This window comes from Nonomuraea guangzhouensis, assembly GCF_019396345.1.
Classification (GTDB): Bacteria; Actinomycetota; Actinomycetes; order Streptosporangiales; family Streptosporangiaceae; genus Nonomuraea; species Nonomuraea guangzhouensis.
In genome coordinates, this window is record NZ_JAHKRM010000003.1 from 169,118 (window position 1) to 192,604 (window position 23,487).

At 65.0% G+C, this 23,487-nt stretch carries 23 protein-coding genes and 1 pseudogene; 13 read left to right on the forward strand and 11 right to left on the reverse strand.

Annotation, left to right across the window (positions count from 1 at the left end; all coding sequences use genetic code 11):
• Positions 1–14: 14 nt before the first annotated feature.
• The 3 genes from KME78_RS06605 to KME78_RS06615 are packed head-to-tail and all read right to left on the reverse strand — an operon-like array spanning position 15 to position 2,406.
• On the reverse strand, positions 15–677 hold the full coding sequence (locus KME78_RS06605; protein ID WP_219527874.1) for an ABC transporter permease: 663 nt from the start codon (positions 675–677) through the stop codon (positions 15–17).
• Positions 674–1,321, reverse strand: a complete 648-nt coding sequence (locus KME78_RS06610) for an ABC transporter permease (RefSeq protein ID WP_219527875.1) — start codon at positions 1,319–1,321, stop codon at positions 674–676. Before KME78_RS06610 ends, KME78_RS06605 begins: the two co-directional genes overlap by 4 nt.
• Positions 1,318–2,406, reverse strand: coding sequence for an ABC transporter ATP-binding protein (locus tag KME78_RS06615; protein WP_219527876.1), 1,089 nt, complete (start codon positions 2,404–2,406; stop codon positions 1,318–1,320). The genes KME78_RS06610 and KME78_RS06615 overlap by 4 nt, the downstream gene beginning before the upstream one ends.
• A 122-nt stretch (positions 2,407–2,528) precedes the next feature.
• Between KME78_RS06615 and KME78_RS06620 the strand changes: the two genes are divergently transcribed.
• The 9 genes from KME78_RS06620 (at position 2,529) to KME78_RS06660 (ending at position 11,823) form a co-directional block, all read left to right on the forward strand.
• Positions 2,529–4,010 (forward strand): aromatic amino acid ammonia-lyase, encoded by a 1,482-nt coding sequence (locus KME78_RS06620; RefSeq protein ID WP_219527877.1) that lies wholly within the window; start codon positions 2,529–2,531, stop codon positions 4,008–4,010.
• A gap of 14 nt (positions 4,011–4,024) precedes the next feature.
• A complete protein-coding gene (locus KME78_RS06625) occupies positions 4,025–4,885 on the forward strand; it encodes a MurR/RpiR family transcriptional regulator (RefSeq protein WP_219527878.1) in 861 nt (286 codons plus the stop codon).
• Between the two features lie 70 nt (positions 4,886–4,955).
• On the forward strand, positions 4,956–6,629 hold the full coding sequence (hutU, locus tag KME78_RS06630; RefSeq protein ID WP_219527879.1) for a urocanate hydratase: 1,674 nt from the start codon (positions 4,956–4,958) through the stop codon (positions 6,627–6,629).
• A gap of 35 nt (positions 6,630–6,664) precedes the next feature.
• Entirely contained in the window at positions 6,665–7,852 is a 1,188-nt protein-coding gene (locus tag KME78_RS06635; protein ID WP_219527880.1) for an allantoate amidohydrolase, read from the forward strand.
• A 38-nt stretch (positions 7,853–7,890) separates the two neighbouring features.
• On the forward strand, positions 7,891–9,222 hold the full coding sequence (locus KME78_RS06640; protein WP_219528163.1) for a formimidoylglutamate deiminase: 1,332 nt from the start codon (positions 7,891–7,893) through the stop codon (positions 9,220–9,222).
• On the forward strand, positions 9,219–10,427 hold the full coding sequence (hutI, locus tag KME78_RS06645; RefSeq protein ID WP_219527881.1) for an imidazolonepropionase: 1,209 nt from the start codon (positions 9,219–9,221) through the stop codon (positions 10,425–10,427). The genes KME78_RS06640 and hutI overlap by 4 nt, the downstream gene beginning before the upstream one ends.
• Positions 10,428–10,776: 349 nt before the next feature.
• Positions 10,777–11,088 (forward strand): hypothetical protein, encoded by a 312-nt coding sequence (locus tag KME78_RS06650; RefSeq protein WP_219527882.1) that lies wholly within the window; start codon positions 10,777–10,779, stop codon positions 11,086–11,088.
• 58 nt (positions 11,089–11,146) lie between these two features.
• On the forward strand, positions 11,147–11,434 hold the full coding sequence (locus KME78_RS06655; RefSeq protein WP_219527883.1) for a hypothetical protein: 288 nt from the start codon (positions 11,147–11,149) through the stop codon (positions 11,432–11,434).
• Positions 11,435–11,496: 62 nt separating this feature from the next.
• Positions 11,497–11,823 carry a hypothetical protein gene (locus KME78_RS06660; protein ID WP_219527884.1) on the forward strand — a complete coding sequence of 109 codons (327 nt, stop codon included), beginning with the start codon at positions 11,497–11,499 and terminating at the stop codon, positions 11,821–11,823.
• Positions 11,824–11,963: 140 nt separating this feature from the next.
• On the opposite strand, the gene KME78_RS06665 is transcribed toward KME78_RS06660, so the two are convergent.
• Entirely contained in the window at positions 11,964–12,230 is a 267-nt protein-coding gene (locus tag KME78_RS06665; RefSeq protein ID WP_219527885.1) for a hypothetical protein, read from the reverse strand.
• A gap of 5 nt (positions 12,231–12,235) precedes the next feature.
• Between KME78_RS06665 and KME78_RS06670 the strand changes: the two genes are divergently transcribed.
• A complete protein-coding gene (locus tag KME78_RS06670) occupies positions 12,236–12,499 on the forward strand; it encodes a hypothetical protein (protein WP_219527886.1) in 264 nt (87 codons plus the stop codon).
• A gap of 116 nt (positions 12,500–12,615) precedes the next feature.
• On the opposite strand, the gene KME78_RS06675 is transcribed toward KME78_RS06670, so the two are convergent.
• The gene (locus KME78_RS06675) at positions 12,616–12,798 is read right to left on the reverse strand and encodes a hypothetical protein (RefSeq protein WP_219527887.1); all 183 of its coding nucleotides are present in this window, start codon (positions 12,796–12,798) and stop codon (positions 12,616–12,618) included.
• A gap of 180 nt (positions 12,799–12,978) precedes the next feature.
• Here KME78_RS06675 and KME78_RS06680 point away from each other — a divergent pair, with 180 nt between their 5' ends.
• The gene (locus KME78_RS06680; protein ID WP_219527888.1) at positions 12,979–13,218 is read left to right on the forward strand and encodes a GntR family transcriptional regulator; all 240 of its coding nucleotides are present in this window, start codon (positions 12,979–12,981) and stop codon (positions 13,216–13,218) included.
• A 271-nt stretch (positions 13,219–13,489) separates the two neighbouring features.
• Positions 13,490–13,919: pseudogene (locus KME78_RS68400) on the forward strand (IS1634 family transposase); the annotation flags it as partial.
• A gap of 120 nt (positions 13,920–14,039) precedes the next feature.
• Here KME78_RS68400 and KME78_RS06690 read toward each other — a convergent pair.
• The 6 genes from KME78_RS06690 to KME78_RS06715 form a co-directional block, all read right to left on the reverse strand.
• Positions 14,040–15,638, reverse strand: a complete 1,599-nt coding sequence (locus KME78_RS06690) for an ORC-CDC6 family AAA ATPase (protein ID WP_219527890.1) — start codon at positions 15,636–15,638, stop codon at positions 14,040–14,042.
• Complete coding sequence (locus tag KME78_RS06695) at positions 15,635–16,321, reverse strand: hypothetical protein (protein ID WP_219527891.1); 687 nt, start codon at positions 16,319–16,321, stop codon at positions 15,635–15,637. Before KME78_RS06695 ends, KME78_RS06690 begins: the two co-directional genes overlap by 4 nt.
• 484 nt (positions 16,322–16,805) lie before the next feature.
• Positions 16,806–19,871: a DEAD/DEAH box helicase gene (locus KME78_RS06700; protein WP_219527892.1), complete on the reverse strand. Its 3,066-nt coding sequence runs from the start codon at positions 19,869–19,871 to the stop codon at positions 16,806–16,808.
• Positions 19,872–20,074: 203 nt separating this feature from the next.
• The gene (locus KME78_RS06705) at positions 20,075–20,989 is read right to left on the reverse strand and encodes a YDG/SRA domain-containing protein (protein ID WP_219527893.1); all 915 of its coding nucleotides are present in this window, start codon (positions 20,987–20,989) and stop codon (positions 20,075–20,077) included.
• Positions 20,990–21,120: 131 nt separating this feature from the next.
• Complete coding sequence (locus KME78_RS06710) at positions 21,121–21,330, reverse strand: DUF397 domain-containing protein (RefSeq protein WP_219527894.1); 210 nt, start codon at positions 21,328–21,330, stop codon at positions 21,121–21,123.
• 18 nt (positions 21,331–21,348) lie between these two features.
• Positions 21,349–22,206, reverse strand: coding sequence for a helix-turn-helix domain-containing protein (locus tag KME78_RS06715; RefSeq protein WP_246650561.1), 858 nt, complete (start codon positions 22,204–22,206; stop codon positions 21,349–21,351).
• Between the two features lie 180 nt (positions 22,207–22,386).
• Here KME78_RS06715 and KME78_RS06720 point away from each other — a divergent pair, with 180 nt between their 5' ends.
• Positions 22,387–22,896 carry an ATP-binding protein gene (locus tag KME78_RS06720; protein WP_219527895.1) on the forward strand — a complete coding sequence of 170 codons (510 nt, stop codon included), beginning with the start codon at positions 22,387–22,389 and terminating at the stop codon, positions 22,894–22,896.
• Positions 22,897–23,487: the final 591 nt, after the last annotated feature.

Below are 23,487 nucleotides of genomic sequence, written 5' to 3' on the forward strand. Positions count from 1 at the left end.
TGGCTCCATCAAGATCAAGTAAGACGGTGGCGGAAGAGGATGCGGTGGATGCCGGCAAGGATGAGGTCCACGAGCACGGCGAGGACCGCGACGAGGACGGCGCCGCCCAGGACCTGGGTGAGGTCGCGCTGGGCGAGCCCGTCGAAGATGTACCGGCCGAGACCGCCGAAGCTGACATAGGCCGCGATGGTCGCGGTAGCGATGACCTGTACGGTCGCCAACCGCAGCCCTGTCATGATCAGCGGAGCGGCGAGCGGGATCTCCACCCGCCACAAGGACTGAAGCCCGGTCATCCCCATGCCGCGGGCGGCGTCCTTGGTGTCCGCCTCGACCGCGGCCATGCCCGCGTAGGTGTTGGTCACGATCGCTGGGATGGCCAGCGCGACCAGGGAGATGTACACCGGGGTCATGCTCAGGCCGCTGACCAGGAAGACCAGCGTGACGATGCCCACGGTCGGCAGGGCCCGACCGAAGCCCGCGAGGTTGATGGCGAGGAACGCGCCGCGCCCGGTGTGGCCGATGAACAACCCGATGGGCAGCGCGATCAGCGCGGCGACGAGAGTGGAGAGCAGGGAGTACTCCACGTGCTCGAGCAGCCGCTGGGCGATGCCTTCCGGACCGGCCCACTGGCCGGCGGAGGTCAGCCAGGCGGCCAACTGGGAGAAGAGATCCGTCATGCGCGCGCTCCCTTGCGAATCCAGGGGGTGCAGAGCCACTGCACAAGGACGAGCACCGCGTCGGCGGCCAGCGCGAGCAGCAGCGTGAGGACCACTCCGGCGAGCACGGGCGTGGGGAAACTGCGCTGGAAGCCGTCGGTGAACAGCTGGCCGATGCCGCCGTACCCGATGTAGCTGGCCACACTGACCAGGGAGATGGTCATGACGCTCGCCACCCTGACCCCAGCCATGATCACCGGCAGGGCGAGCGGGAACTCGACTTTCACCAGCGTGCCGAGCCTGCTCGTGCCCATGGCGAGAGAGGCCTCCCGGACCTTGGCGGGTACGCTGTCGAGCCCCTCGACGGTGTTACGGAGCAGGACGACCAGGGTGTACACGGTCAGCCCGGCGATCGCGGTCGTCCTGGTCAGTCCCGTGATCGGCAGCAGCAGAACGAACAGCGCCAGCGACGGCACCGTGAACATGATGTTGGAGATGCCGAGCAGCAGTCCGCGGAGCGGACGGATGCGGTGGGCGACCACGGCGAGCGGCAGCGCGATCAGCAGGCCGAGCAGCACGGCGGGGACCGCGGTCGCCAGGTGGTCCAGCGTGAGCGTCAGCAGGTCGTCGGTGTGCGTGGTGAGCCAGCCCCACTCAATGATCATGCGAGGCTCCGCTGATGGGCGTGCACGACGTCGTCTCTGGACGCCCCGACCAGCACGCCCGCCGCGTCCACCCGTACCGCCATCCCGGTGGGAGAGGAGACGGTCTCGTTGAGCGCCGAGAGCAATGAGTCGGAATCGGTCAGGCCGCGCACCGGGGTGAGGGCCGTCTGGCCGACCGAATCCGATCCGTCGAGCGCGTGGACGTCGACCCAGCCCGCAGGCTTGCCATCGGGGGAGACCGCGAGCAGCCACCGCCCCGTCGCCTCCGCGCGCGCCCGCGCGGCCGTGTCCGTGGTCCGTACCGCTGCGATCGGCTCGTACGGCACATCCTGCAGCGAGATGAGGGAGAGCAGCTTCAACCCACGTTCCGCCCCGAGGAATCCGGCGACGAAGTCGTCGGCGGGTCGGGCGAGAAGCTCGGCGGGCGGGGCGAACTGGACCATGTGCCCGCCGGTGCGGAAGACCGCGATGCGGTCGCCGAGCCGTACGGCTTCGTCGATGTCGTGGGTGACGAAGACGATGGTCTTGTGTAGTTCGGCCTGCAGCCGGATCAGTTCATCCTGGAGCAGGGTCCGGACCACCGGGTCGACCGCCCCGAACGGCTCGTCCATGAGCAGGACGGGCGGGTCGGCGGCCAGCGCGCGGGCGACGCCCACGCGCTGTTGCTGACCGCCGGAGAGCTGGTGGGGATAGCGTTTGCCGGACTCGGCGGTCAGGCCGACGACCTCAAGAAGCTCGGCGGCCCTGGCGCGGGCCTTGCGCCGGCCCCAGCCGAGCAGCGTCGGCACGGTGGCGATGTTGTCCAGGATCGTCCGATGCGGAAAGAGGCCGGCCTGCTGGATGACGTACCCGATGCCGCGCCGCAATTGAGCCGCGGGCAACTCCCGTACGTTGCGCCCGCCCAGGCTGACCGTGCCAGAGGTGGGATCGACCAATCGGTTGATCATCCGGAGCGTGGTGGTCTTGCCGCAACCGGAGGACCCGACGAGCACCGTGATGCCTCCTTCGAGGAACTCCACGGAGAGGTCGTCCACGGCTGTCGTGCCGTTGGCGAACCTCTTTGTGACTGACTCGAATCGGATCATGGACACCACCCTTGCCGGTCTGCATGTATTCATGCAGACTCAAGCACGAATGAAGATGTGTCAATAGTCGGTTCTGTGCAGGTGAAGGGGAGTTGAAGATCGTGGCGTCTCAAATCGTAGGCGTGGGCGTCCCACTCATCGAGCTCGACGGACACGGTCTTGACAGCGACACGGTCGCGCTGATCGCCGACGGCGGAGTCGGCGTGGAGGTGCCCCCGACCGCCTACGACAAGGTCGAGCGGTCGTGGCGCAGGGCGGGCGAACTCGTCGCCACCGGGCGCGTCTACGGGCGCAGCACCGGCGTCGGCGCCAACCGCAGCCTGGACGTCGATCCCGCCGACTTCGACCTGCACGGTCTACGCCTGCTGCGCAGCCACGCGGGCGGGATAGGGGCACTGCTGCCGGCGCGGCAGGTCCGGGCGATGATGATCGTCCGGCTCAACCAGCTCCTGGTGGGAAACGCCGGGCTCCGCCCCGAGGTGGTCCGCGGGCTCACGGTGGCGCTCCAGGCCGGAGTACACCCGCCGGTGAACGAGTACGGCGCGGTCGGCACCGGCGACCTGGCCGCGCTGTCCCAGCTCGGCTTGGCCCTCGCCGGAGAGCACCCCTGGCACGGCGGTCCCACCCCGCCACCCCCGATCAGCCTCGAAACCGGCGACGCACTGGCCCTGATCAGCAGCAACGCCCTCACCCTGGGACAGGCGTCGCTGGCCCGCCACAGCCTGGACCGCCTGCTCAGGGCCGCCCACGTGGTGGCCGCGCTCTCCCTGCTGGCCGTCGACGGCTCGCTGGAGGCCTTCGCCGAGCCGGTGCACGCCGCGCGCCCGCATCCGGGCAACATCCGTGCCGCCGCCGAGGTCCGCCGGCTCGTCGGCGCGCCGGACCGGCCCGCGCCACCGACCGGCCGCATCCAGGACCCGTACGCCTTCCGCTGCTTCCCCCAGATCCACGGGCCGGCCTTGGAGGCCTCCGACGCGCTGGAGCGGGTGCTGGCCGTCGAGCTCAACGCGGGCGCGGAGAACCCTTTGATCAGCGCGGACGGCCCTGACGGCGGGCCGGCGTCGTACCATCACGGAGGCTTCTTCTCGGCGCACGTGGCGCTCGCGCTGGACCAGTTGTCTCTTGCGCTCCTGCCCACGGCGCGGCTGTCGGCGGCGCGGCTGGCGGCTTTGGCCGAGCCGGGCATCACGGGGCTGCGTCCGTTCCTCGCCGATGGGGCGTCGGCCGGCTCCGGGGTGCTCATCCTCGAATACAGCGCGAACGCCGCCCTCGCCGAGCTGCGGAACGCGGCGACCCCGGCCTCGTCCGGCCACGCCGTACTGTCGCGGAGCGTGGAGGAGGTCGCGAGCTTCGCCTCGCAGGCCGCCCGCCAGGTGCTGCGGGCCGTCGAGGCGTTCCGGCTGGTGCTCGCCTGCGAGCTCGTCGCCGCCGTCCGCGCCCTGCGTCAGCTAGAGCCGGACAGTGTGAGGCAGGCGACGTTGTTGCCGGTAGGTCGCGCGTACGCGCTGGTGGACGACAATCTTGAGCAATCGATGGAGGACCGGCCGCTCACGGCGGACGTCTCGGCGGCTGCCGGTCTCCTCGACGCACTGGCCGATCTGTAGACCCCTGGAGAGTCATGAACACGGACGATGTCGCGCCGGAGGCTCGCTTGCTGCGCCTGTTCGAAGGGCATCGGCTGACCCCCGCCCAGCGGCGGATCGCGCATTGCCTGGTTCAGCACGCCGGGCAGGCGGCCTTCCTGTCCAGCGTGGAGATCGCCGAGCTCGCGGGGGTGAGCCAGCCGTCGGTGACCCGGTTCGCGATGACCCTGGGGTTCGACGGCTACCCCGCGCTGCGTAAGCAGATCCGCGAGCTCGGCCTGCCCGACTCGGCGGGCAGGGGCGAGACGGGCGAGGGTACGGTCCTGAGCGAGACCCAGCGGGCGGTACGCACCGAGATCGCCAACCTGCAGCATCTGGCCGGCTCGCTGTCGGACATGACGGCGATCGTCAAGGCTGCCCGGCTGCTGGCACCCTCCCGGCCGCTGCCCGTGCTCGGCCTGCGCGCGGCCGCGGCGCAGGCCGCGGGTTGGGCCTACTTCGCCGCCAAGGTCCACCCCGACGTGCGCCTGCTCAACGAGGGCGGTTCGATGCTCGCCGACCGCATCGATCAGGCGGCCGACGCCGGGGCGACTGCCCTGCTCTGCTTCGCCCTACCCCGCTACCCCGCCGAACTGATGGACGGCCTGTCCGCCGCCAAGAAGGCAGGGCTGAGCGTGGTCACCATCGCCGACAACGCCTTCGCGCCGTCGGCGGACCTGTCCGACGTGGCCCTGCCCGCGCCGGTCGGCACGGAACTGATCTTCGACACGGCCTGCGCCCCCATGATGCTCGGCCGGGTCCTGCTGGAGACCATGGTCGACGAGATCCCGGGCGCGCAGGCCCGCCTGGAGGCGTTCGAGCAGTCAGCGGCATCGCGCGGCCTGTTCACGGACTAGCTATTGACTGAATGAATTCATTCAAGATAGACATGTATGAATAGATTGCGCAGATGGGGAGGTCAGGAACATGGACCAGAGCAGCGGTCCGCGCCCGGTTCGGGCGCCGCGTGGCACGACGCTCAATACCCAGGGGTGGCAGCAGGAAGCCGCCCTGCGGATGCTCATGAACAACCTCGACCCCGAGGTCGCCGAGCATCCCGACAAGCTCGTCGTGTACGGCGGCACCGGCAAGGCGGCCCGTGACTGGCGCTCCTACGACGCGATCGTCCGCACGCTCGGCACCCTGAAGGCCGACGAGACGCTGCTCGTGCAGTCGGGCCGCCCGGTGGGCGTGATGACCACGCACGAGTGGGCGCCGCGAGTCCTCATCGCCAACTCCAACCTGGTCGGAGACTGGGCCACGTGGCCGGAGTTCCGGCGGCTGGAGCAGCTCGGCTTGACCATGTACGGGCAGATGACGGCCGGTTCCTGGATCTACATCGGGACTCAGGGGATCCTTCAGGGCACGTACGAGACGTTCTCGGCCGTGGCCGCGAAGAAGTTCGGCGGCTCGCTGGCCGGGACGATCACCCTGACCGCCGGGCTGGGCGGCATGGGCGGCGCTCAGCCGCTGGCCGTCACCATGAACGGCGGGGTGGCCATCTGCGTCGACTGCGACCCGCGCTCCGTGGACCGGCGCATCGAGCACCGGTACCTCGACGTCAAGGCTTCGTCGCTGGATGAGGCGCTGCGGCTGGCCTACGAAGCGCGGGACGCGCGTCGGCCGCTGTCCATCGGCGTGGTCGCCAATGCGGCGGAGGCCGTACCGGAGCTGCTCGCGCGTGGTGCGGAGATCGACATCGTCACGGACCAGACGTCGGCGCACGATCCGCTGATGTACCTGCCGCTCGGCGTGGCGTTCGAGGACATGACCGCTGAGTCGGACAAGGACCCGGTCGGGTTCACCGAGCGCGCCAGGCACTCGATGGCCCGGCACGTGGAGGCGATGGTCGGCTTCCAGGACGCTGGGGCCGAGGTGTTCGACTACGGGAACTCGATCCGGGGTGAGGCCCAGCTCGCTGGGTACGGTCGCGCGTTTGATTTTCCCGGCTTCGTCCCCGCCTACATCCGGCCGCTGTTCAGCGAGGGCAAGGGCCCGTTCCGCTGGGCGGCGCTGTCGGGCGACGCCAAGGACATCGCCAAGACGGACCAGGCGATCCTGGACCTGTTCCCGGAGAACGAGTCGCTGGCCCGCTGGATCCGGCTGGCGGGGGAGCGGGTGCACTTCCAGGGTCTGCCTGCGCGTATCTGCTGGCTCGGGTACGGCGAGCGGGACAAGGCCGGCGAACGGTTCAACGACATGGTGGCGCGTGGCGAGATCTCCGCTCCGCTGGCCATCGGCCGTGACCACCTCGACTGCGGCAGCGTCGCCTCGCCGTACCGGGAGACCGAGGCCATGCTCGACGGCTCCGACGCCATCGCTGACTGGCCGCTGCTGAATGCCATGGTCAATGTGGCTTCCGGTGCGTCGTGGGTGTCCATTCACCACGGTGGGGGCGTTGGCATCGGCCGGTCCATTCACGCCGGGCAGGTCACGGTGGCTGATGGCACGGCGCTCGCTGGCGAGAAGATTCGGCGGGTGCTCACCAACGATCCGGGTATGGGGGTTATCCGGCACGTTGACGCCGGGTACGACCGGGCCAACGAGGTTGCTCAGGAGCGCGGTGTGCGGATCCCGATGCGTGAGGGCGACTCGGCGTGATCGATCCTTCGCAGGTTGAGGGCAATTTCCGGGGGATGTGGCGCGAGCTTCTGCCTGTCGGTCGGTATGACGCGACCGGGGGATATCGCCGCCATGCCTGGAACGCGGCCGACGGGGAATGCCGGGCGTGGTTCAGGGAGCAGGCGCTGAAGAGGGGTCTGACCTACGAGGTCGACCGGAACGGTAACCAGTGGGCCTGGTACGGAGACCCCTCGGCTGGGGACGCTGTGGTCACCGGCTCTCATCTGGACTCGGTGCCTGATGGGGGAGCGTATGACGGGCCGCTTGGCGTCGTGTCGGCGTTCGCGGCTTTCGACGCGCTCCGGGATCGGGGAACGCTCCAGGGCGAGGGCACGCTCCGGGATCGGGGTGCCGCCGGTGGCCGCCGCCCGCTCGCGATCGTTAACTTCGGTGACGAGGAGGGCGCCAGGTTCGGGGTGGCTTGCGTCGGGTCCCGGCTGACGGCGGGGGTCCTGGATCCGGGTCACGCGCGGTCTCTCAGAGACGAGGACGGCGTTCTGCTCGGCGATGCGATGGAGCGCGCGGGACACGACCCCGCTGCGATCGGCCGTGATGACGAGCGGCTCGCGCGCATCGGCGCGTACGTCGAGCTCCACGTCGAGCAGGGTCGGAACCTGGGCGATGCGCCGGTCGGCGTCGCGTCGGCGATCTGGCCGCACGGGCGTTGGCGTTTCGACTTTCACGGAGAGGCCAATCACGCGGGCACCACTCGCCTGGAGGACCGCCGTGACCCGATGCTGGCCTACGCCGCCACTGTCCTGAACGCCCGTGAGCAGGCCAGGCTGGCTGGGGCGCTCGCCACCTTCGGGAAGATCTCCGTCGAGCCCAATGGCACCAACGCCATCGCCTCCCGGGTGACTGCTTGGCTGGACTCGCGTGCTGCCGACTCGGACACTCTCGACACGCTCGTGAAAGAGATCATTCACGAGTCGGGGGCGGAGGTTACCCGCGAGTCGTACACGCCGGTGGTCGAATTCGACCGGCCGCTCAGGGACCGCCTGGCCGGTCGGCTCGGCGGGGTTCCCGTGCTGCCGACCGGGGCGGGGCACGATGCGGGCATTCTCGCCTCTGCCATCCCCACGGCCATGCTCTTCGTACGGAACCCGACCGGCGTCTCGCACTCCCCGGCGGAACATGCCGAGGAGGCCGACTGTCTCGCTGGCGTGGTCGCCCTGGCCAGCGTCCTGGAGGACCTGCTGTGAACGGCCGGTTCTGGGCGAGGTACGCGTGGACCGGCGCGATGGAGTCAGGCGTGCTCATCGAGGTTTCGGGGGGCCGTATCGCTTCTCTTCAGGCGGACAGCGCTCCCGGCGACGCCGTCGTGCTGGACGGCCTGGTCATCCCTGGCCTGGCCAACGCCCATTCGCACGCGTTCCATCGGGCGTTGCGCGGGGCCACGCAGCTCGGCGGCGGCACCTTCTGGACCTGGCGCGAGACCATGTACCGGGTCGCGGCGGCCCTCACCCCCGACGAGTACCTGGAGCTGGCGCGGGCGGTCTACGCCGAGATGGCCCTCGCGGGGATCACCTGCGTCGGCGAGTTCCACTACCTCCATCACGCTCCTGGGGGCGTCACCTACGACGACCCGAACGCGATGGGAGAGGCACTCATCGAGGCGGCCGCCCAGGCCGGCATCCGGATCACCCTGCTCGACACCTGCTATCTCTCGTCAGGGTTCGGCGCTCCACCGGACGAGACCCAGCTCAGGTTCAGCGACGGCTCAGGGGAGGCGTGGGCTGAGCGGGTCAGCGGGCTGAAGGAACGCGATCACGCCCGCGTCGGCGCGGCCGTCCACTCGGTCCGAGCCGTTCCCGCCGACCAGCTCGGGGTGATCGGCGCCTGGGCGGCTCAGCGGAACGCCCCGATCCACGCGCACGTGTCCGAGCAGCCCGCCGAGAACGAGGGCTGTTTGGCGGCGTACGGCGTCACGCCTACGCGCCTGCTCGCCGACCGCGGACTGCTCGGGCCGCGTACCACCGCCGTACACGCCACCCACCTGACCTCGGAGGACATCGCGCTGCTCGGCGGCTCCGCCACCACGGTCTGCATGTGCCCCACGACCGAGCGCGATCTCGCGGACGGCATCGGGCCTGCTCGTGAGGTGCAGGATGCGGGATCGCCGCTGTCGCTCGGCAGCGACAGCCAGGCCGTCATCGACCTGTTCGAGGAGGCCCGGGCAATGGAGCTGAACGAGCGGCTGCGCACCCGTCGTCGCGGTCACTGGACGGCGGACGCGCTCCTACGGGCCGCCACCGTCGACGGCCACGCGTCCCTGGGGTGGCCGGAGGCAGGCACGCTGGAAGTCGGAGCGCTTGCCGACCTCGTCACGATCTCCCTCGACTCGGTCCGGACAGCGGGATCTCTTGGCTCGGTCCGGACTGCGGGCTCCTTCGACTCAGGTCGGACTGCGGGCCCGCTGCACGGTGCGGAGACCGCCGTCTTCGCGGCCACCTCCGCCGACGTCAGCGACGTCGTCGCGGGCGGCCGAGTGATCGTACGGCGCGGCGTCCACCAGCTCGTTCCCGACGTCGCGGGCGCGCTGCGGCAGGCTCTCGCGCGGGTGGCGTCATGACTCGCGCGGTTGGTGACACGACGGGAAGCCTCCTGATCACTGGGATCTCCACGCTGGTCACCAACGACCCTCAGCTGGGTGAGGGCCCGCTCGGGCTCATCACAGACGCCGCCGTCGTCATTTCCGGCGGCTCCGGCGTCTCCGGCGAGGAGATCGCCTGGGTGGGGCCGGCTTCGCGGGCTCCGGCAGCGGATCAGATGTACGACGCCGGCGGCCGGGCCATGCTCCCCGGCTTCGTAGACTCCCACGCCCACCTGGTCTTCGCGGGTGACCGGACGGCCGAGTTCGACGCACGGATGCGCGGCCTGCCCTACACCGCAGGCGGCATCCGCACGACGGTGGCGGCCACCCGCGCGGCGAGCGACGAGGAGCTGTCGGCGGGGGTGGCCCGCCTGGTGGGCGAGGCACTGCGGCAGGGCACCACGGTCATCGAGTGCAAATCAGGCTACGGCCTGACCGTCGAGGACGAGGCCCGCCTGCTGCGCATCGCCGCGCAGCACACCGACGAGGTGACCTACCTCGGCGCGCACGTCGTACCGGCCGAGCACGACCCAGATGCGTACGTGGAGCTGGTGACCGGGGAGATGCTGGACGCCTGCGCCCCGCATGCTCGATGGGTGGACGTCTTCTGCGAGCGAGGGGCGTTCGACGGCGACCAGGCACGGGCCGTACTGGAGAGCGGCATCAAGCGCGGCCTCGTACCCAGGATCCACGCAAACCAGCTCACCCACGGACCAGGCGTCCGACTCGCCGTCGAACTGGGCGCCGCCTCCGCCGATCACTGCACCCACCTCACCGACGCGGATGTGGACGCTTTGGCCTCGGGGACTACGGTCGCGACCCTGCTGCCGGGGGCCGAGTTCTCCACCAGAGCCCCTTACCCGAACGCCCGTTGCCTTTTGGACGCGGGCGTGACGGTGGCACTGTCGACCGACTGCAACCCTGGCTCCAGCTTCACCACCAGCATGCCGTTCTGTGTCGCCCTGGCGGTTCGGGAGATGGGCATGACTCCCGACGAGGCGGTGTGGGCGGCGACGCTGGGCGGAGCGCGGGCGTTGCGGCGGGACGACGTGGGCCGGATAGTGGTGGGCGCACGCGCCGACCTGATGCTGCTGGACGCTCCCTCTCACGTCCACCTGGCCTATCGACCCGGCGTCCCGCTCATCTCCGCCGTCTGGCAGCGCGGCCGCCAAGTGGTGTCCTAACCGACTCCTCGCAGGACTCGCACGGTCGCCCCCGTGGCCGAGTGGGGCGCCGACGGCTTCTCTACGGGTGCCTGCTGCTGGCAGGGCCGAAGCGTTCTCATCTTGCAAGACCGAGTAGGGAGTCCGTCCGCGGGATGACTGCGGTAGTGGTCGGTGGCGGTTCCTCGGGATACGGAACGCCGCAATAGCTGCGGTCCGACTGCGCCTTGATCAGCAGATCCGCCGACATGAATGCCTGCGACCTTGTTCTGCCGCACGAGGACAGACATGAGACAGGGCGACGACAGATCAATTTTGCAAGATTGTCGATGCCACGGTTGCAGTGGCGAGGCTCCCGAGAGGAGAACGGATGTCGAAGGTCAAGAAGGGCGTGGTGGCGGCGGTCGCGGCGGCTGGGTTGGTGAGCGCGAGCGCTGCTCCAGCACTGGCCGCGACGGGGCGGCTCGTCCTGAAGGACGACAGCGGGCGTCAAGTGGTGATCAACAACCCCCAGGCCAGCTGCACCCGCGTCGGCACGGGCTTCACGCGTGTCGCCAATGACACGGACGCTCCGATCACGGTCTACGACGGTATGTGGTGCGACGGGTGGCCATCCCTGGTGGTCCCTCCGGGGACGGAGATGTTCGTCGGCGCCCGCCATAGCTTCTCGGCCCCCTGGTGACGTGCGCGTCACAGGCAAGCCATTTCCAAACCTAGGTTCCGGAGAGAAGGAAAAAAGCATGCACATTCGCATGGCAAAGCACGTGGCCGCTGGGGTCGCCGGCCTCGCCCTGGCGCTTTCTCCTACGATTCCCGCTTTCGCGGTGCAGGGTAGCACACAATCGGAAAGCGCTGTGCAGATTCCCCAGCGGAACGAATGGTCAGGCCGCTTTCCCACCTTTTCAGAATGCGCCCGGGCAGGCCGGATCTACGTCAACCAGAACGGCGCGATCGGCTACACGTGCAAGAGAATCGTTGGTGACACCTACGACCTCTGGGTCCAGTACATCGATGACCCCTTGACGTGAAATCTGCCGGCAACAGATCGACGAGACCACGAAAAAGCCGAGACCAGGAGGAAGCAGTGCGGATGACAAAGAAGACTGCGGCGACGCTCGCGATCGCGGGCGTGCTCGTGGGCGGCGGCCTGACATTGGGCTCGCCCGCATGGGCGGCCAACGCCCCGGCAGCGGCGGCTGTGTCCGCCGATGATGTCTGGTGGATCTACAACTTCTATCCGGACGAGGCGACCTGCGAGGCACAGCGCAGGTGGGGCGCCTCTCAGGGCTGGTGGACCTACGACCGCTCGGCGTGCGCCACGAACGGGCGCGATTGGGCACTTTTCATTCGTGGGAACCTGTCTCCGAACAGTACTCAGGCAGTTCCGGACCTGCCCAAGGGCTGGCAACGAGCGTGATGCCGTAACCGCGGCTGCTCCAGGCCATCTTTCTTGAAGGCCGTTGTCCCCTCGCGTTCGGCTTTCGCCGCGCGAGGGGACAACGGCCTTCGCGCTCAGCGATGCCTGGACCATCCGCACGTCATGATCCGGACTTGCACTCATTCTCGTCCATTGGCGCCGTCCGTTTCGAGAGCTGCAAGCCGTAGGTCGTTCCAGTGATATCCGCAGTTCTCAGGGGGCAGGCCCTCGAACGTGTGCAGAGGATCAATTTCCAGGTCACACAATCGCTGCTCTTGCGAAAGCGCGTGGTAGGCCAGGGCCTTGTTCATGGCGCTCGTCACGTCGGATGCCTCCACAACCCAGGTGTAGGGCGCTTCTCCGTCGAATCGTTCAGTACCGGCGATGGTCACCGTGAAGGTCTTCATCTCTTGTGATTCCTTCGGCATTGATCCCGATCAAGGACCCGCACAGTGTTGCCGCAGACGCGACGGACGAGCCCAGGAAGGCGTCCGCCGCGCTGCTCTCACCGGGCCTCGCCTTGGAGGATCTGATCGAAGGTACGTTTGGCGACTGCGTTCAACGTCCACGCGGTTTCGCGGACGGTGCCCTTCTCTCGGTCCGTACGGCGGACGAAGCCCTGGCCGGCGGCGGCGCACAATTCGTACGTCAGTTGGCGGCACTCGCAGGTGTGTGAGACCACGCGGATACGCTGAGCCCGCGGGGTCGGTGCGCACCAGGTCAGCTTGACATGGCCCGGCTGGGGCGACGCGACGTGCGGACCATGGAAGTCGCGGATGTCATCCCGCCATGTCACCAAGTCCGCCCCTCGAAGATCTCGACGAGGTTCTTGAGCGCGATGTCGACGCGAGCCATGACGAGTTCACGGATGTGATCGCCGCCTGGAGGCAGCCGGTAGCCGTGCTTCTCGAGTACGGCTTGGATCTCGGCTGTCAGGCAGGACCCGAATCGTAGGTCTGTGATTGGGTTACCCATGGGTCGGACCTCCGGTGTCCGATCAAGGGCCCGTCTTGGCGTTTGGGTCGCGAGGACGGGCCCGACTCCCTTGAAGGTCATGCAGTGCCAGGCTAATACAAACGTCTGCAAACGTCTGCACCCGAGTGCAAACGTGGGCGAGTGATGGGCCACGGATGCGGACATTTACGGTCTATGTTCATGACGATCGACCACGAGGGGCCGGTACCGCTCTATCGCCAGCTTGCCGACCTGCTGCGGACACAGATCGCTGATGGCACACTCCCGCCCAACCGGCCGATCCCGACTGAGCAGAGGTTGATGCATGAGCACGAAGTGGGCCGCGACACCGTCAGAAAGGCCATCGGCATCTTGCGCGAAGAGGGCTTCGTCATCGCGATCCAGGGCCGCGGAACCTTCGTGGCGCCCCGTGAGAACTGACTTGAGCAGTCCGCTTCGTTTCTTTCCCCTGCTGGCCCCTGCGGGTGACCCGTGTCCGGAATCCGCAGTAGCGGGAAGCGCCGTATAAGAGGACCTTGAGCAGGACCTTTACATGGGTCGGAGCATGGCCGGCCGGGCGATCAAGAAGGCGGCTGGCGTTTCACCACCAACATGGAACGCGTGCTGTTCGCGCCGGTCGCCAACCGCGATCGCGCCGAAGAGCAAATTGTCGGCCGCCGAATGCGTAAGCGATCACACGAATCGAGGTTAACTGGACCGAGCCAAGGCCAAGGCCGAACAGCGGTTGCACGGCAAGTATCTGCTGGCCACCAGCAATCTCGACAGCAACACCGAAGACGCTACGCTCGGCGACAAAACCTTCTCGGAGCGAAGCTGATGCGACATGAAGTAGGTCATCGACCTGTGCCCGGTCTATTACCGGCTGGAGGAACGCATTCGCGCACCTCATCTTGCGCTGGCTGGCGCTGCTGCTGATCCGCATCATCGAGACCAACACCGGCATCACCTGGAACCGCATCCGTCAGGAGTTCGACCTCCTGACGGTCGCCACCCTCACTGGCCTAACGGGAACCTTTCGTCAGCACGTCGAGCTGACCAAGCCCCAGAGCGACATCCTGGCCAAACTCGACCTCCCGACCCCGAAGAAGAGCGTCGAAGCCATCCCCACCGCAGACGCCTGACCAGGCGCAACAATCACGCCTAGCGACACGCCACATCAGCGTGCCCGTAAGCGTTTCCGCAGCTCAGACCTCAGATCTTTGTGCTTTTCCCGCTACACATCTACGGAACGCGGGTATAACTTACCCAGACAAATACTCCATCACTGCAGCGGTGGCGATATTCATCATCTGACGTGACCGAACGGGGCCAACCCACTTGGCCTGCTGAAAATCACTTTCGGACGCAGCAAGTATCTTTCCGACAGTGTCAAATCCGAGCGTCTTAAGTCGGCCTTTAGCAAAGGCTGTCATATCAAGTTTATCAACCGATCGATCCAGCTGGGACTTTATAAACTCCCGCCGCTCTTCGTCCATTTTATCGACGTCAAGCCGAGCGATACTTTCATACAGCTCATGGTTCGCTCCGAATTCCACCATGCGCTTGATTGAGATCGCCCGTCGGAGCCATGTCGTCGCGGACACTGGATCCGCCTCTGGACCTGTCCTTGCTCCAATGTTCAGCATGTACCGCGTGCCCGTTAGGCCTCGGGTAGCAACCAGTCCGCTACCAGCTTCATGCAGAATTCCGCTATAGCACAGGAGGCGAAGCGACTCTTTCACCGGCGCAGGTGCATCACGATGAATCCAGATGAATACCCGTTTGTCTGAATCTCCAGCTTCGCCGGTTTTTTTCCTCAGCATAGGGATGATGTGCTTCTGAAGAAATTGTCGACCCCAGTCAATTACAGCTCGATGCCCTATGTAACGGTCACCTAGTGCCGAGTGCTCACTCCATATAGTCTCTCGATAGTATTCGCGCATGGTCCGCTGTGCATTGTTCGCGCTCAGAGGAGAGGCCGCCGAAACCGTCTTGAGGAGGGTGCGAGGATTACCGCTAGCGGCGAAAGCTAGGGCATCAAATATCTCGCCATTTTTTGTAATATTAGATTGCAGCTCGGGATCTTGGCGCAGCACTATCTCTCGCATTGCCTCGAGATAGCCTTTATCCAGAATATCTCGATTGACATTGACAAGCTCTGCATCATGGCTCAGCTGAAAAGAGTCTCCAAAGTATGTTACGCCAGGGTATACTGCAGCCTTAACCGATAGATAGGGACTTCGTAGGTCGCGCATTAGAGTAAAGAATTGGCGCTGCTGCTCCGGGATGAAGACGTGAGCGGCTTCGTCTACTAGAAGTACTACCCGTCGCACAGAAGTTTGAGAGCAAAGATCCTCAATCGCATCCTTGATAACTTCTGGATCGATGCCGGAGTCAATCGTCTGTGGAAGAGAGTCATTTTTCCATGCGTCTTCTAGCTGGCTTCGCAATTTCTGTAGGCGCAGCTCAGTAACTTCGTCGCTATCGTCGTGCGAAAGCGTAGCAAAAATAGTGCTGTTGTGGCGAATTGCTCCTTTTTTGCGTGCCTCTCGAATTATTCGTTCGCAGATTTTAGCCAACATCCAATGCTTGAAGCGTTCGGAATCTGCAGTCTGTAGCAATCCTGCCTTATTGAAGGTGATATAAACGGCTAGCGTTTTAGACGTGGAAAAGCTTTCATCCAACTCCTTTTGGGCTACTTTTAGGAGAAAAGATTTACCTACACCTCGTGCGCCTTGTAGAACTACTGTCTTCTTGCTTTTTAGCGCATCGATCGTGCGGCGGTCAAATTCGGTCTCTACGAAGTAATCGCTGACTTCTTCGGGTGTCAGGTCTTCCGTGCGGAAGTATAGCTCGCTCATGCCCGTGCGTTCCCTTCCTCGAGAGGCAGTCCCAATAGCTTTCGTACCGAAGAGAAGCTCGACAGATGATCCTCAAGTGATGCCTCGACGATCCGGCGCTGAGGTTCGCTAAAGTCAATATAATAACGTACCATAAAGCAGTGGATTATTGAGCACAGTACCGCTTTCGCGATGGATAGCCATTCTGCGACAATATCCGCTCGATGGGATATGTCATTGGGTAGCATTTGCGAGGTTGCAACGTTTCCATGAATGTACTCTGAGCATCTCCGATACGCTCCTTTGAGGGACTTGATCATTTGCTTCTGTTCAGAGATTGCCTCTGGGCAGAACTCCGTCAAAAAAGACGTAGAATAGAGGCCCTCTTCAGGAGAAACGATCGAGGACCAACTGATATCTAGATTTCCGCTGATCCATTGACGTCGTTTAAATTCCAGGGCGCTCAGATAGGTAGCGCCTGCTGTTACTTCAAGAAACGATCTCAGGCTTGAAAATGCTTGACGATATAGACCGCTCATGATCGCATAGAATGCCAGACCGAAGTCTTGGTGGGCGGATCGCAGCTGCTGAGATTCCGGGTAATTGTCAAGGACGCGTAGCCATGTCGTGAGATCTGCCTCTAGGTGCAAAACCTTGTTGATTTCCGGCTCTGCTTCACTCGTGGCGCGCTTAATGTGATCCATGCATGTTTGGTGTAGCCTGAGCATCATATGTTCGACGCTGTGCGCGCTGACGACTGCTGAATCTCCCACACTAGTAAAGTTAGCACCGCCTTCGCGACTTGTCCTCTAATCGTGGAGCATTCGGTGCGATTCGGTCATTTGAGGCCATATCAACAGCTAGGGCAACCTGTCGGCATAGGCGTGAAGGGTCGCCCAGGGCCTCTTCCCACGCGCGCTGCCGGGAGCGCTGCTCACAGACGAGCGCTATCGGCAGATCGAGATGAGCCGGTGGGTGTTGCCCATGTGGACGATCGGTATCTTTCCGGCCTCGTACCGGGACGGGGAGTCCGTAGATGGCTGGCCGGTTGAACGCTGATCTGGCGCGAGGCAATCGAGCCGTGGGATGTGCCTGGCCTTCGCCGCCCGTGCGTGGCGCTACCGCGCACTTGACCTGAGCGTCGCGAGTGCGCCAGCCACAATCACGCAACTCGCTTTGTGGACGTCGTCAGCCGGCTGTGGCCTTTGCATAGTGGAACACGTCGGGCGGGAGCGGGTGGTCCAGACGCCAGACGAAGCGGATTGGTCGTTCGCCTTCGTGGCTGACGTAACGCATTGGACCGGCGTAGGTGTACGGCGGCGCGCCCAGCCCTTCGTCACGCTTGGACTGGCGGATCAGCAGGTGAACTGTGGACGCGCCGGATAGGTAGCGGCGAGAGGTTGCGGCGGAGGAGCGCAGGGTGCTCTGCGATTCCCACTGGAAGAGCTCCTCGCTTATCGCCCGATCGTGGTACAGCGTGGTCGGAGAGTAGTGGTCTTCGGCTTTGTCGATGGTGACGAAAAACAGGTCCGCCTTGTGCTCCTCAACGTATTTCACGCCCTCGCGCATGTGGGCGGGCTTGTCCACGCCGAAGGCGGCCAAGACTTCGTTCTTGCTGTAGCGGGCATGGACGTGCAACGGCACGATCGGGTCCAACTGCGGGGCGACGTGACGAATCCCTGAGTGCAGCACGCCGGCTAGTTCCCGAAGCTCCAAAGCCCGAGCACCAGTGAGCTGCGCGAGTCTGGCCTCCATGCCGGAGGCAGGTTGGGTACCGCCCCACAACATGACGTCCAGCATGGCCAGGAGACGCAGCTCGCGGGGTGAGCGCGGGGTTCGGCCGTTCAGCACTTCGGTCAGGAAGGCGAGGCGCTCGACGTCGTCGATATGCAGCATCCGGCCGAAGGCACGGCCCAACTGCTCATCTGGGGTATCCGCTTCAAGGCCCGCGGCGTACCGCAGGGAGGCCCATCCCTGCCGCCGCCGGTAGAGGTCCTCCACATCCAGTCCGGTCTCGTCCAGAAACCGCGGCAGAGTGACATCGCCGAGATCGCGCAGTTCGCGAGACAGGTCCTTCCAATTAAGGCTGAGCGCTTGCCGTACGTTCTCAAGGACTAGGCGGCGTACATCGCGGTCCAGGTCAATAACGCAACCGGCAGGCAAGGTGGGAAAGCCCTGCTCGATCTCGCGGGCGATTCCGGTACGACTGGCACCGGTGAGCGCCCGGTAGCGCCGATCGAAGCGAAACTGCTTGTGCTGGTTGCCAACGAAGTCGAGCACGGTCAGGCACGGCTTGTCATCGGACAGCCGCAGGCCACGGCCGAGCTGCTGCAGGAAGACAGTGGCACTGTCGGTGGGGCGCAAGAAGAGTACGGTGTCGATCTCTGGAACATCGACGCCCTCATTGAAGAGGTCAACGGTGAACACTGCGTTGATCCGGCGTGCTCGCAGGTCACGCAACGCTTGGGAACGATCGCTCGGCGAGCTCTGCGCCGTGACTGCGACCGAGGGGAGCCCCGCTCGGGTGAAGCGGTCGGCCATAAAGCGGGCGTGGTCGATGCTCACGCAGAACCCGAGGGCGCGCATTCGTCCGACGTCGCCGATCTTGCGATTGAGCGTCTCCAACACAACGGCCACCCGACGGTCGTTGCCCGTGTAGACGCCGGACAACTGGCCTGTGTCGTAACCCTGTCCCCGACGCCAGCCGACCTGACGCAGGTCGGTGCCGTCGTGGATACCGAAGTACTGGAACGGCGCGAGTAGACCACGCTCGAGTGCCTCCCACAACCGCAGCTCAGCCGCGATCCGACCGCCGAACCAGTGCTTGATGTCTTGCCCGTCCGCTCGTTCTGGCGTCGCGGTCAGACCAAGCAGCACCCTCGGGCGCACGGTGGACAGCAAGCGCCGGTAGGTTGAAGCCTCGGAATGGTGGAATTCGTCCACGATTAATACGTCGAACGCATCCGTCTCTGGCAACGGGTTGGCGTGCAGAGATTGGATCGAGGCGAAGACGTGCCGCCATTGCTCGGGGCGCGCGCCGCCGACGTACAGTTCGCCAAATGTCTCGTCGCGCAGCACCTGGCGGAAGGTGAGCAGGCTCTGCCGCAAGATCTCCTCACGGTGAGCGACGAACAGCAGCGAGTCAGCCTGCCCGACGTCACGTAGCCGGCGATAGTCCAGGGCAGCGACCACAGTCTTGCCGGTTCCCGTGGCCATGACCACCAGGTTCTGCCATCGGTCGTGGATCTGGCGTTCGGCGGCGAGTTCGTCAAGGATCTCGCGCTGGTAAGGGTAAGGGCGGACATCGACGTGGGCGAAATCGATGACGACCTGCCCGCTGCCGGAGCGCTCGGCCGACAAGGCACGGTCGAGCCGCTCGGCATCTTTCGCCGGGTCATACGGCTCGAAGGAAGGGTCGTCCCAATAGTCGTCGAAGGTGGCCGCGAAGGTGTCGATCAGATGTGGCTGCTCTGCCTGGGCGAGCCGTACGTTCCATTCCAGACCATGGCTGAGAGCCGTCTTGGATAGATTCGAGGAGCCCACGTAGGCCGTGGACAGGCCTGACTTCCGGTGGAACAGCCATGCCTTAGCGTGGAGGCGGGTCATTCGGGTGTCGTAGGAGACGCGGATGTCCGCGCCCATGGCGGCAAGCCGGTCCACCGCGAGGCGGTCGGTGGCGCCGATGTAAGTGGTGGTCACCAGCCTCAGCCGTCCACCGCGAGCCAAAAGCTCCTCGATCGCCTCTGCCAGCACCCGTACGCCGTTCCATTTCACGAAGGCGCACAGCAGGTCCACGCGATCTGCGGAGGCTAGCTCGTGCTTGAGCTCATGGCCGATCTCTGGTTGGCCTCTGCCGTTTACCAGCAACGCGCTGCCCGTGAGAGGAATTGCTGGACGCGGCGGGAACCGCACTTGCCCGGCCACGTCCCGGCTTCTGGCGAAGCCCAGTAGCTCCTCGGCGGCCTCCACGAGTTCTTCGGATGCGGCGGCCTCAGGCACCAGGTCGCCGATTAGATCAGCGATACGGTTGACGATCTCGACCTGCCGTGCCAGACGCACCGCGTCGGTTTCCCCTCGGACGGCGCGTAGTGCCCGGCGCGTCAGCGCGGCCAGATGCCGTGCCAGGGTTTCGTGGGAGTCGGCGATATCCAGCGACCGTCGGTCGATCAGTTCTTGATCAGGTACTGCGCGTAGCAGGGCGCCTACTTGATAGGTAATTAGGTGCTCGTAGACGCCCGGCTGCAGATCGCTCACGCCCGCGACTATAGGGCGCGGCGTGGTGATGTGAGGGTGTAAGCGGCTTATTGCCTCAGCTCAGTAGCCGAACACCCAGGACGACCGTAGAAAGATCACCAAAGATCGAGGCTAGTCCAACTTTAGGGTTACATGGCACGCGTGCGAACGCCCATTCGCAGGCTAACCCCGACCCTCAGATACTCAGCATCAAGTAGACAGACCTACTCGCGACCCGTACCTGTTGTCCATCGTGCGCGGTGGTTCGCCACATACTGCGGATCGATCCGATGTGAGCGGTTCACGGTGAGGGCCCCCGTGATCTGATCGGTGCGGGCATCGATCACCTTGAGATCGTTGGACAGGTAAATAGCTCCGTTGTCGAATCGGACATGGTCGTTCGGGCATAGGCAGAGGACATTCTCGACAACGTCGGGGCCATGGTGCGGGCTGCCGAGGGCCTGAATATGGGCTCCCTCGCTGTATAGGCCGCCGGCCACTTCTATGGCCAGCCCACAGACTTGGCACTCGTGGCAGTACCAGGCTTTCACCTGCTGAACGACCTTGCTGCTGCGGACGATTCGCTGAATCACGGTCTCGGTCACCGAGGCAGGGCCTGGGCCGTTCGTGTCCGTATCGATCGTGCTCTGAAGAGGAGGCGGCGTAGCTGTCGTAGGCGCTTCGTCTGGGATCTTAACCAGGGTGAATTGCCAGATCCGGAATCCGTCGATGCCTACCTTCGCCCCGTAGGACTCCACGCGAAACAGCCCGTCGTACCGGAGTCCGGAGCTGGGAGCATATGGCGAGTCAGGGTTACGGCCCCGGACGACGCGAACGTGCAGCCCCTCGAGCCCAGCGCGGACCAGTCCGGCGTTACCGGGATCGGATAACTCTTGATCGCGGACCTGCCGGCCTGTGTCTGAGTCGCGACCGCCATGACCCGTGTAGACGATGGTGTCGCCGTAGTCCTTGTCGTCCACGTACCCGCCGGAGACCACGATGGAATCGGCGCCGTCATTTCCAGTTCCTGAGATGCCTGCCCGTAGCGGCGCGTGGACGCCCGCATTGCGTAGTGCACGTCGATTCTCGTACGTCGACCCTACTGGTTGGCCGTAAATGTGCCCAAAGATCCTCGCCATGCCGACATAACTAATATGAGCACCAAATGGTTCCAAGCGGGCGTGGCCTGGTACGACTTGACTGGTCTGGGGCAGTGCGTCCGCGTAGTCTCGCACTCGTGCGAGCGCAACAGGACGCTGTTGGAGGACCGCTAATCGAAGAAGTCGAACTCTCCCGCCCGCACCCCGGCCAGGAACGCCTGCCACTCCGCCCTGGTGTAGACGATCGCGTCGCCTTGAAGCTTGCTGTGCCGGACCGCCACTCGACCTGTTCCGTCATTCAGAGGGCCGGCCTCAACGCAGTTGCCGCCGCCATCGGCGCTGAAGCTGCTGATGTGCCAGGAGATGTCGGGGGTGGTCATGATCGGACGGCTCCATCCCTAGGCGTCGGAGAGGCTGTCCGCAACTGCCGCGATCAGTTCCAGCGAGTCCTTGGCATCGAGCGAATCGCGGTGAATGCGGTCATATTTCACCCTAAGCCTCTCAGCTGCCTGGCCTTCCACGTAGATGGAACCCGCTGGCGTAGGGACGTACGCGACGGCGGGGTAGGGCTCGGGCAGTTCGAAGATGCGAAAGGCACCGTCCGGGCTGGCATGTGCTCCTGCGGAGACTGGAAGGACCAGGACCTCGACGTTGGGGCAGGAGGCCTGACCTGTGAGGTGGGCCAGTTGACTGCGCATGACCTTGGGGCCGCCGACCATGCGGCGTAGTGCGTACTCCTCCAGAATCGTGGAGAAGACGGGACCGTCGTCGGTCAGGATCTTCTGCCTGGTCAGACGAAACTCGATCCAGCGCTCGATCTGCTCGCTCGAGGCGTCCGGGTCCTCGGCGCGGATGACGGCTTCCATGTAGTCCCGTGTCTGGAGCAGGCCGGGGATCACGAAGGCGTCGAAGGAGCTGATCTTCTCGGCGCGGTTCTCCAGCCAGGCGTAGTCCACGATGCCGTGCGACACGTCGCCGGAGTAGTCGTCCCACCAGCCGTTCTGCCACACTTCGCGGCTCAGGCGGGTAAGGGTTTCGCGCTCGTTCGGGATTGTGACGCCGTACAGGTCGAGCAAGGCGATGACGTCAGGGGTGCGGGCCGGATAGAGGCCCGCCTCGAAGCGGCTCACTGTGGAAGCGTCGCGCTGGAGGTAGTCGCCGGCTTCCTTTAGCGTGAGGCCCGCGCTTTCGCGCAACTCCCGTAGGTGCTTGCCGAGCCATTGGGCTCGGAGCGTCACGCCACGCTTCCCGCTCATGGTCACCACCTTGTCGGCTGTTGGCAGGTTCCGCTGCGTATTGCAGTTAAGAGATCTTCAGCGATTCGCTGTGCAAGCTTGCATGGTGCATGTAAGCATCAGTCTAGCTGCGGGGTGTAACGGAGCAAGTCGTTTGCGTGATGGCGTCCGACGCCGTCGGCGAAAGGAAAGGTAGGGGCGATGAACGGCATGGCGTGGCGCTGTGATTTCCCTGGTGAACGAGTTCAGTTGCGGACCGTACGTCGGCTCGCTGCCGCGCTGCTGATGGACTGTCCTGCACGCGATGATGCGATCTCGTGCCTCGTCGAGTTGGCCAGCAACGCGATCTTGCACACGAGGTCGGCGGGCGGTGTGTTCACGGTCGGCATCTGGTCGTCCAGGACCACCGCTCGAATCGCAGTGAAGGACGCTGGCGGATCGAGCAAGCCCGTCCTGCGCGCATGCCGTGGGGGGGAGATGTCAGAAGGCGGGCGAGGGCTCGCCATAGTGGCCGCCCTCTGCGCCCGGCTCAGCGTCACGGGCGATGAAACCGGGCGCGTCGTCTGGGCTGACCTCGCCTGCGGCGGTGGTGCCGGTGATCCGGTGCCGCCGGACGAGATACCGCTGATGGAGCCGACATGCGACTGCTTCTGGGGCTCGCGGGCCTGGCCGTCCCCAGCGGTGTCGTCTGCTGTCTTCTCGGGAACGTGAGAGGTGTACATGATCGACCATACTTGGCATGGTCTGCACGCTGTGCCACTTCAAGCCGGTTATGAGCCAATCGACTGGCAGCCCCCGTCTCCTCGGGCCCACCGCGTGCGGGTGCGCCGCCATTCATGCGAGTGCGCGTCCGTGGTCTACGAGCTGTGCCAGGCCGGTGGGCTCATGTTCATCCGCAGGACTGTCCGATCGCCAGATGGGGATGAGGCGCATGAAACCGCGTGGCTCACGAGTGCCCGTACGGTGCGGCTTTGGAACCTCCTCCTCCAGGGGTTTGCCGGCTAATCTTTCACGACTAAATTAAGACCCTTGACCTGGACGGAGTTTCCTCCACCCTGGTCACGTCGCCCTGGGGGCGCAGTGATGTATTTCGCCATAGCGTTTGCGGGCGATTCGGAGTAGCTCGGTTAGATCCCTGACAGGGTCGCGTCCTCTCGCAACCTCAGAAAGGTCGACGCTAATCCAAGGTCGTTTTCCGTCGCATTGGAACAGCATCATCGTGTAGTACGGTTTAGTGCGTGGAACGTCGCCCGTGTATGCGATCAGCCCAACTCCGAGATCTGCCGGTAGCGCCGATAGCTG

What these genes read in the sequence shown, in the direction of transcription:
- KME78_RS06605 (WP_219527874.1), bottom strand. Translation starts at nt 677, where the DNA reads ATGACGGATCTCTTCTCCCAGTTGGCCGCCTGGCTGACCTCCGCCGGC.
- KME78_RS06610 (WP_219527875.1), bottom strand. Translation starts at nt 1,321, where the DNA reads ATGATCATTGAGTGGGGCTGGCTCACCACGCACACCGACGACCTGCTG.
- KME78_RS06615 (WP_219527876.1), bottom strand. Translation starts at nt 2,406, where the DNA reads ATGATCCGATTCGAGTCAGTCACAAAGAGGTTCGCCAACGGCACGACA.
- KME78_RS06625 (WP_219527878.1), top strand. Translation starts at nt 4,025, where the DNA reads ATGAACACGGACGATGTCGCGCCGGAGGCTCGCTTGCTGCGCCTGTTC.
- hutU (WP_219527879.1), top strand. Translation starts at nt 4,956, where the DNA reads ATGGACCAGAGCAGCGGTCCGCGCCCGGTTCGGGCGCCGCGTGGCACG.
- KME78_RS06635 (WP_219527880.1), top strand. Translation starts at nt 6,665, where the DNA reads ATGTGGCGCGAGCTTCTGCCTGTCGGTCGGTATGACGCGACCGGGGGA.
- KME78_RS06640 (WP_219528163.1), top strand. Translation starts at nt 7,891, where the DNA reads ATGGAGTCAGGCGTGCTCATCGAGGTTTCGGGGGGCCGTATCGCTTCT.
- hutI (WP_219527881.1), top strand. Translation starts at nt 9,219, where the DNA reads ATGACTCGCGCGGTTGGTGACACGACGGGAAGCCTCCTGATCACTGGG.
- KME78_RS06650 (WP_219527882.1), top strand. Translation starts at nt 10,777, where the DNA reads ATGTCGAAGGTCAAGAAGGGCGTGGTGGCGGCGGTCGCGGCGGCTGGG.
- KME78_RS06655 (WP_219527883.1), top strand. Translation starts at nt 11,147, where the DNA reads ATGCACATTCGCATGGCAAAGCACGTGGCCGCTGGGGTCGCCGGCCTC.
- KME78_RS06660 (WP_219527884.1), top strand. Translation starts at nt 11,497, where the DNA reads ATGACAAAGAAGACTGCGGCGACGCTCGCGATCGCGGGCGTGCTCGTG.
- KME78_RS06665 (WP_219527885.1), bottom strand. Translation starts at nt 12,230, where the DNA reads ATGAAGACCTTCACGGTGACCATCGCCGGTACTGAACGATTCGACGGA.
- KME78_RS06675 (WP_219527887.1), bottom strand. Translation starts at nt 12,798, where the DNA reads ATGGGTAACCCAATCACAGACCTACGATTCGGGTCCTGCCTGACAGCC.
- KME78_RS06680 (WP_219527888.1), top strand. Translation starts at nt 12,979, where the DNA reads ATGACGATCGACCACGAGGGGCCGGTACCGCTCTATCGCCAGCTTGCC.
- KME78_RS06690 (WP_219527890.1), bottom strand. Translation starts at nt 15,638, where the DNA reads ATGAGCGAGCTATACTTCCGCACGGAAGACCTGACACCCGAAGAAGTC.
- KME78_RS06695 (WP_219527891.1), bottom strand. Translation starts at nt 16,321, where the DNA reads ATGGATCACATTAAGCGCGCCACGAGTGAAGCAGAGCCGGAAATCAAC.
- KME78_RS06705 (WP_219527893.1), bottom strand. Translation starts at nt 20,989, where the DNA reads ATGGCGAGGATCTTTGGGCACATTTACGGCCAACCAGTAGGGTCGACG.
- KME78_RS06710 (WP_219527894.1), bottom strand. Translation starts at nt 21,330, where the DNA reads ATGACCACCCCCGACATCTCCTGGCACATCAGCAGCTTCAGCGCCGAT.
- KME78_RS06715 (WP_246650561.1), bottom strand. Translation starts at nt 22,206, where the DNA reads ATGAGCGGGAAGCGTGGCGTGACGCTCCGAGCCCAATGGCTCGGCAAG.
- KME78_RS06720 (WP_219527895.1), top strand. Translation starts at nt 22,387, where the DNA reads ATGAACGGCATGGCGTGGCGCTGTGATTTCCCTGGTGAACGAGTTCAG.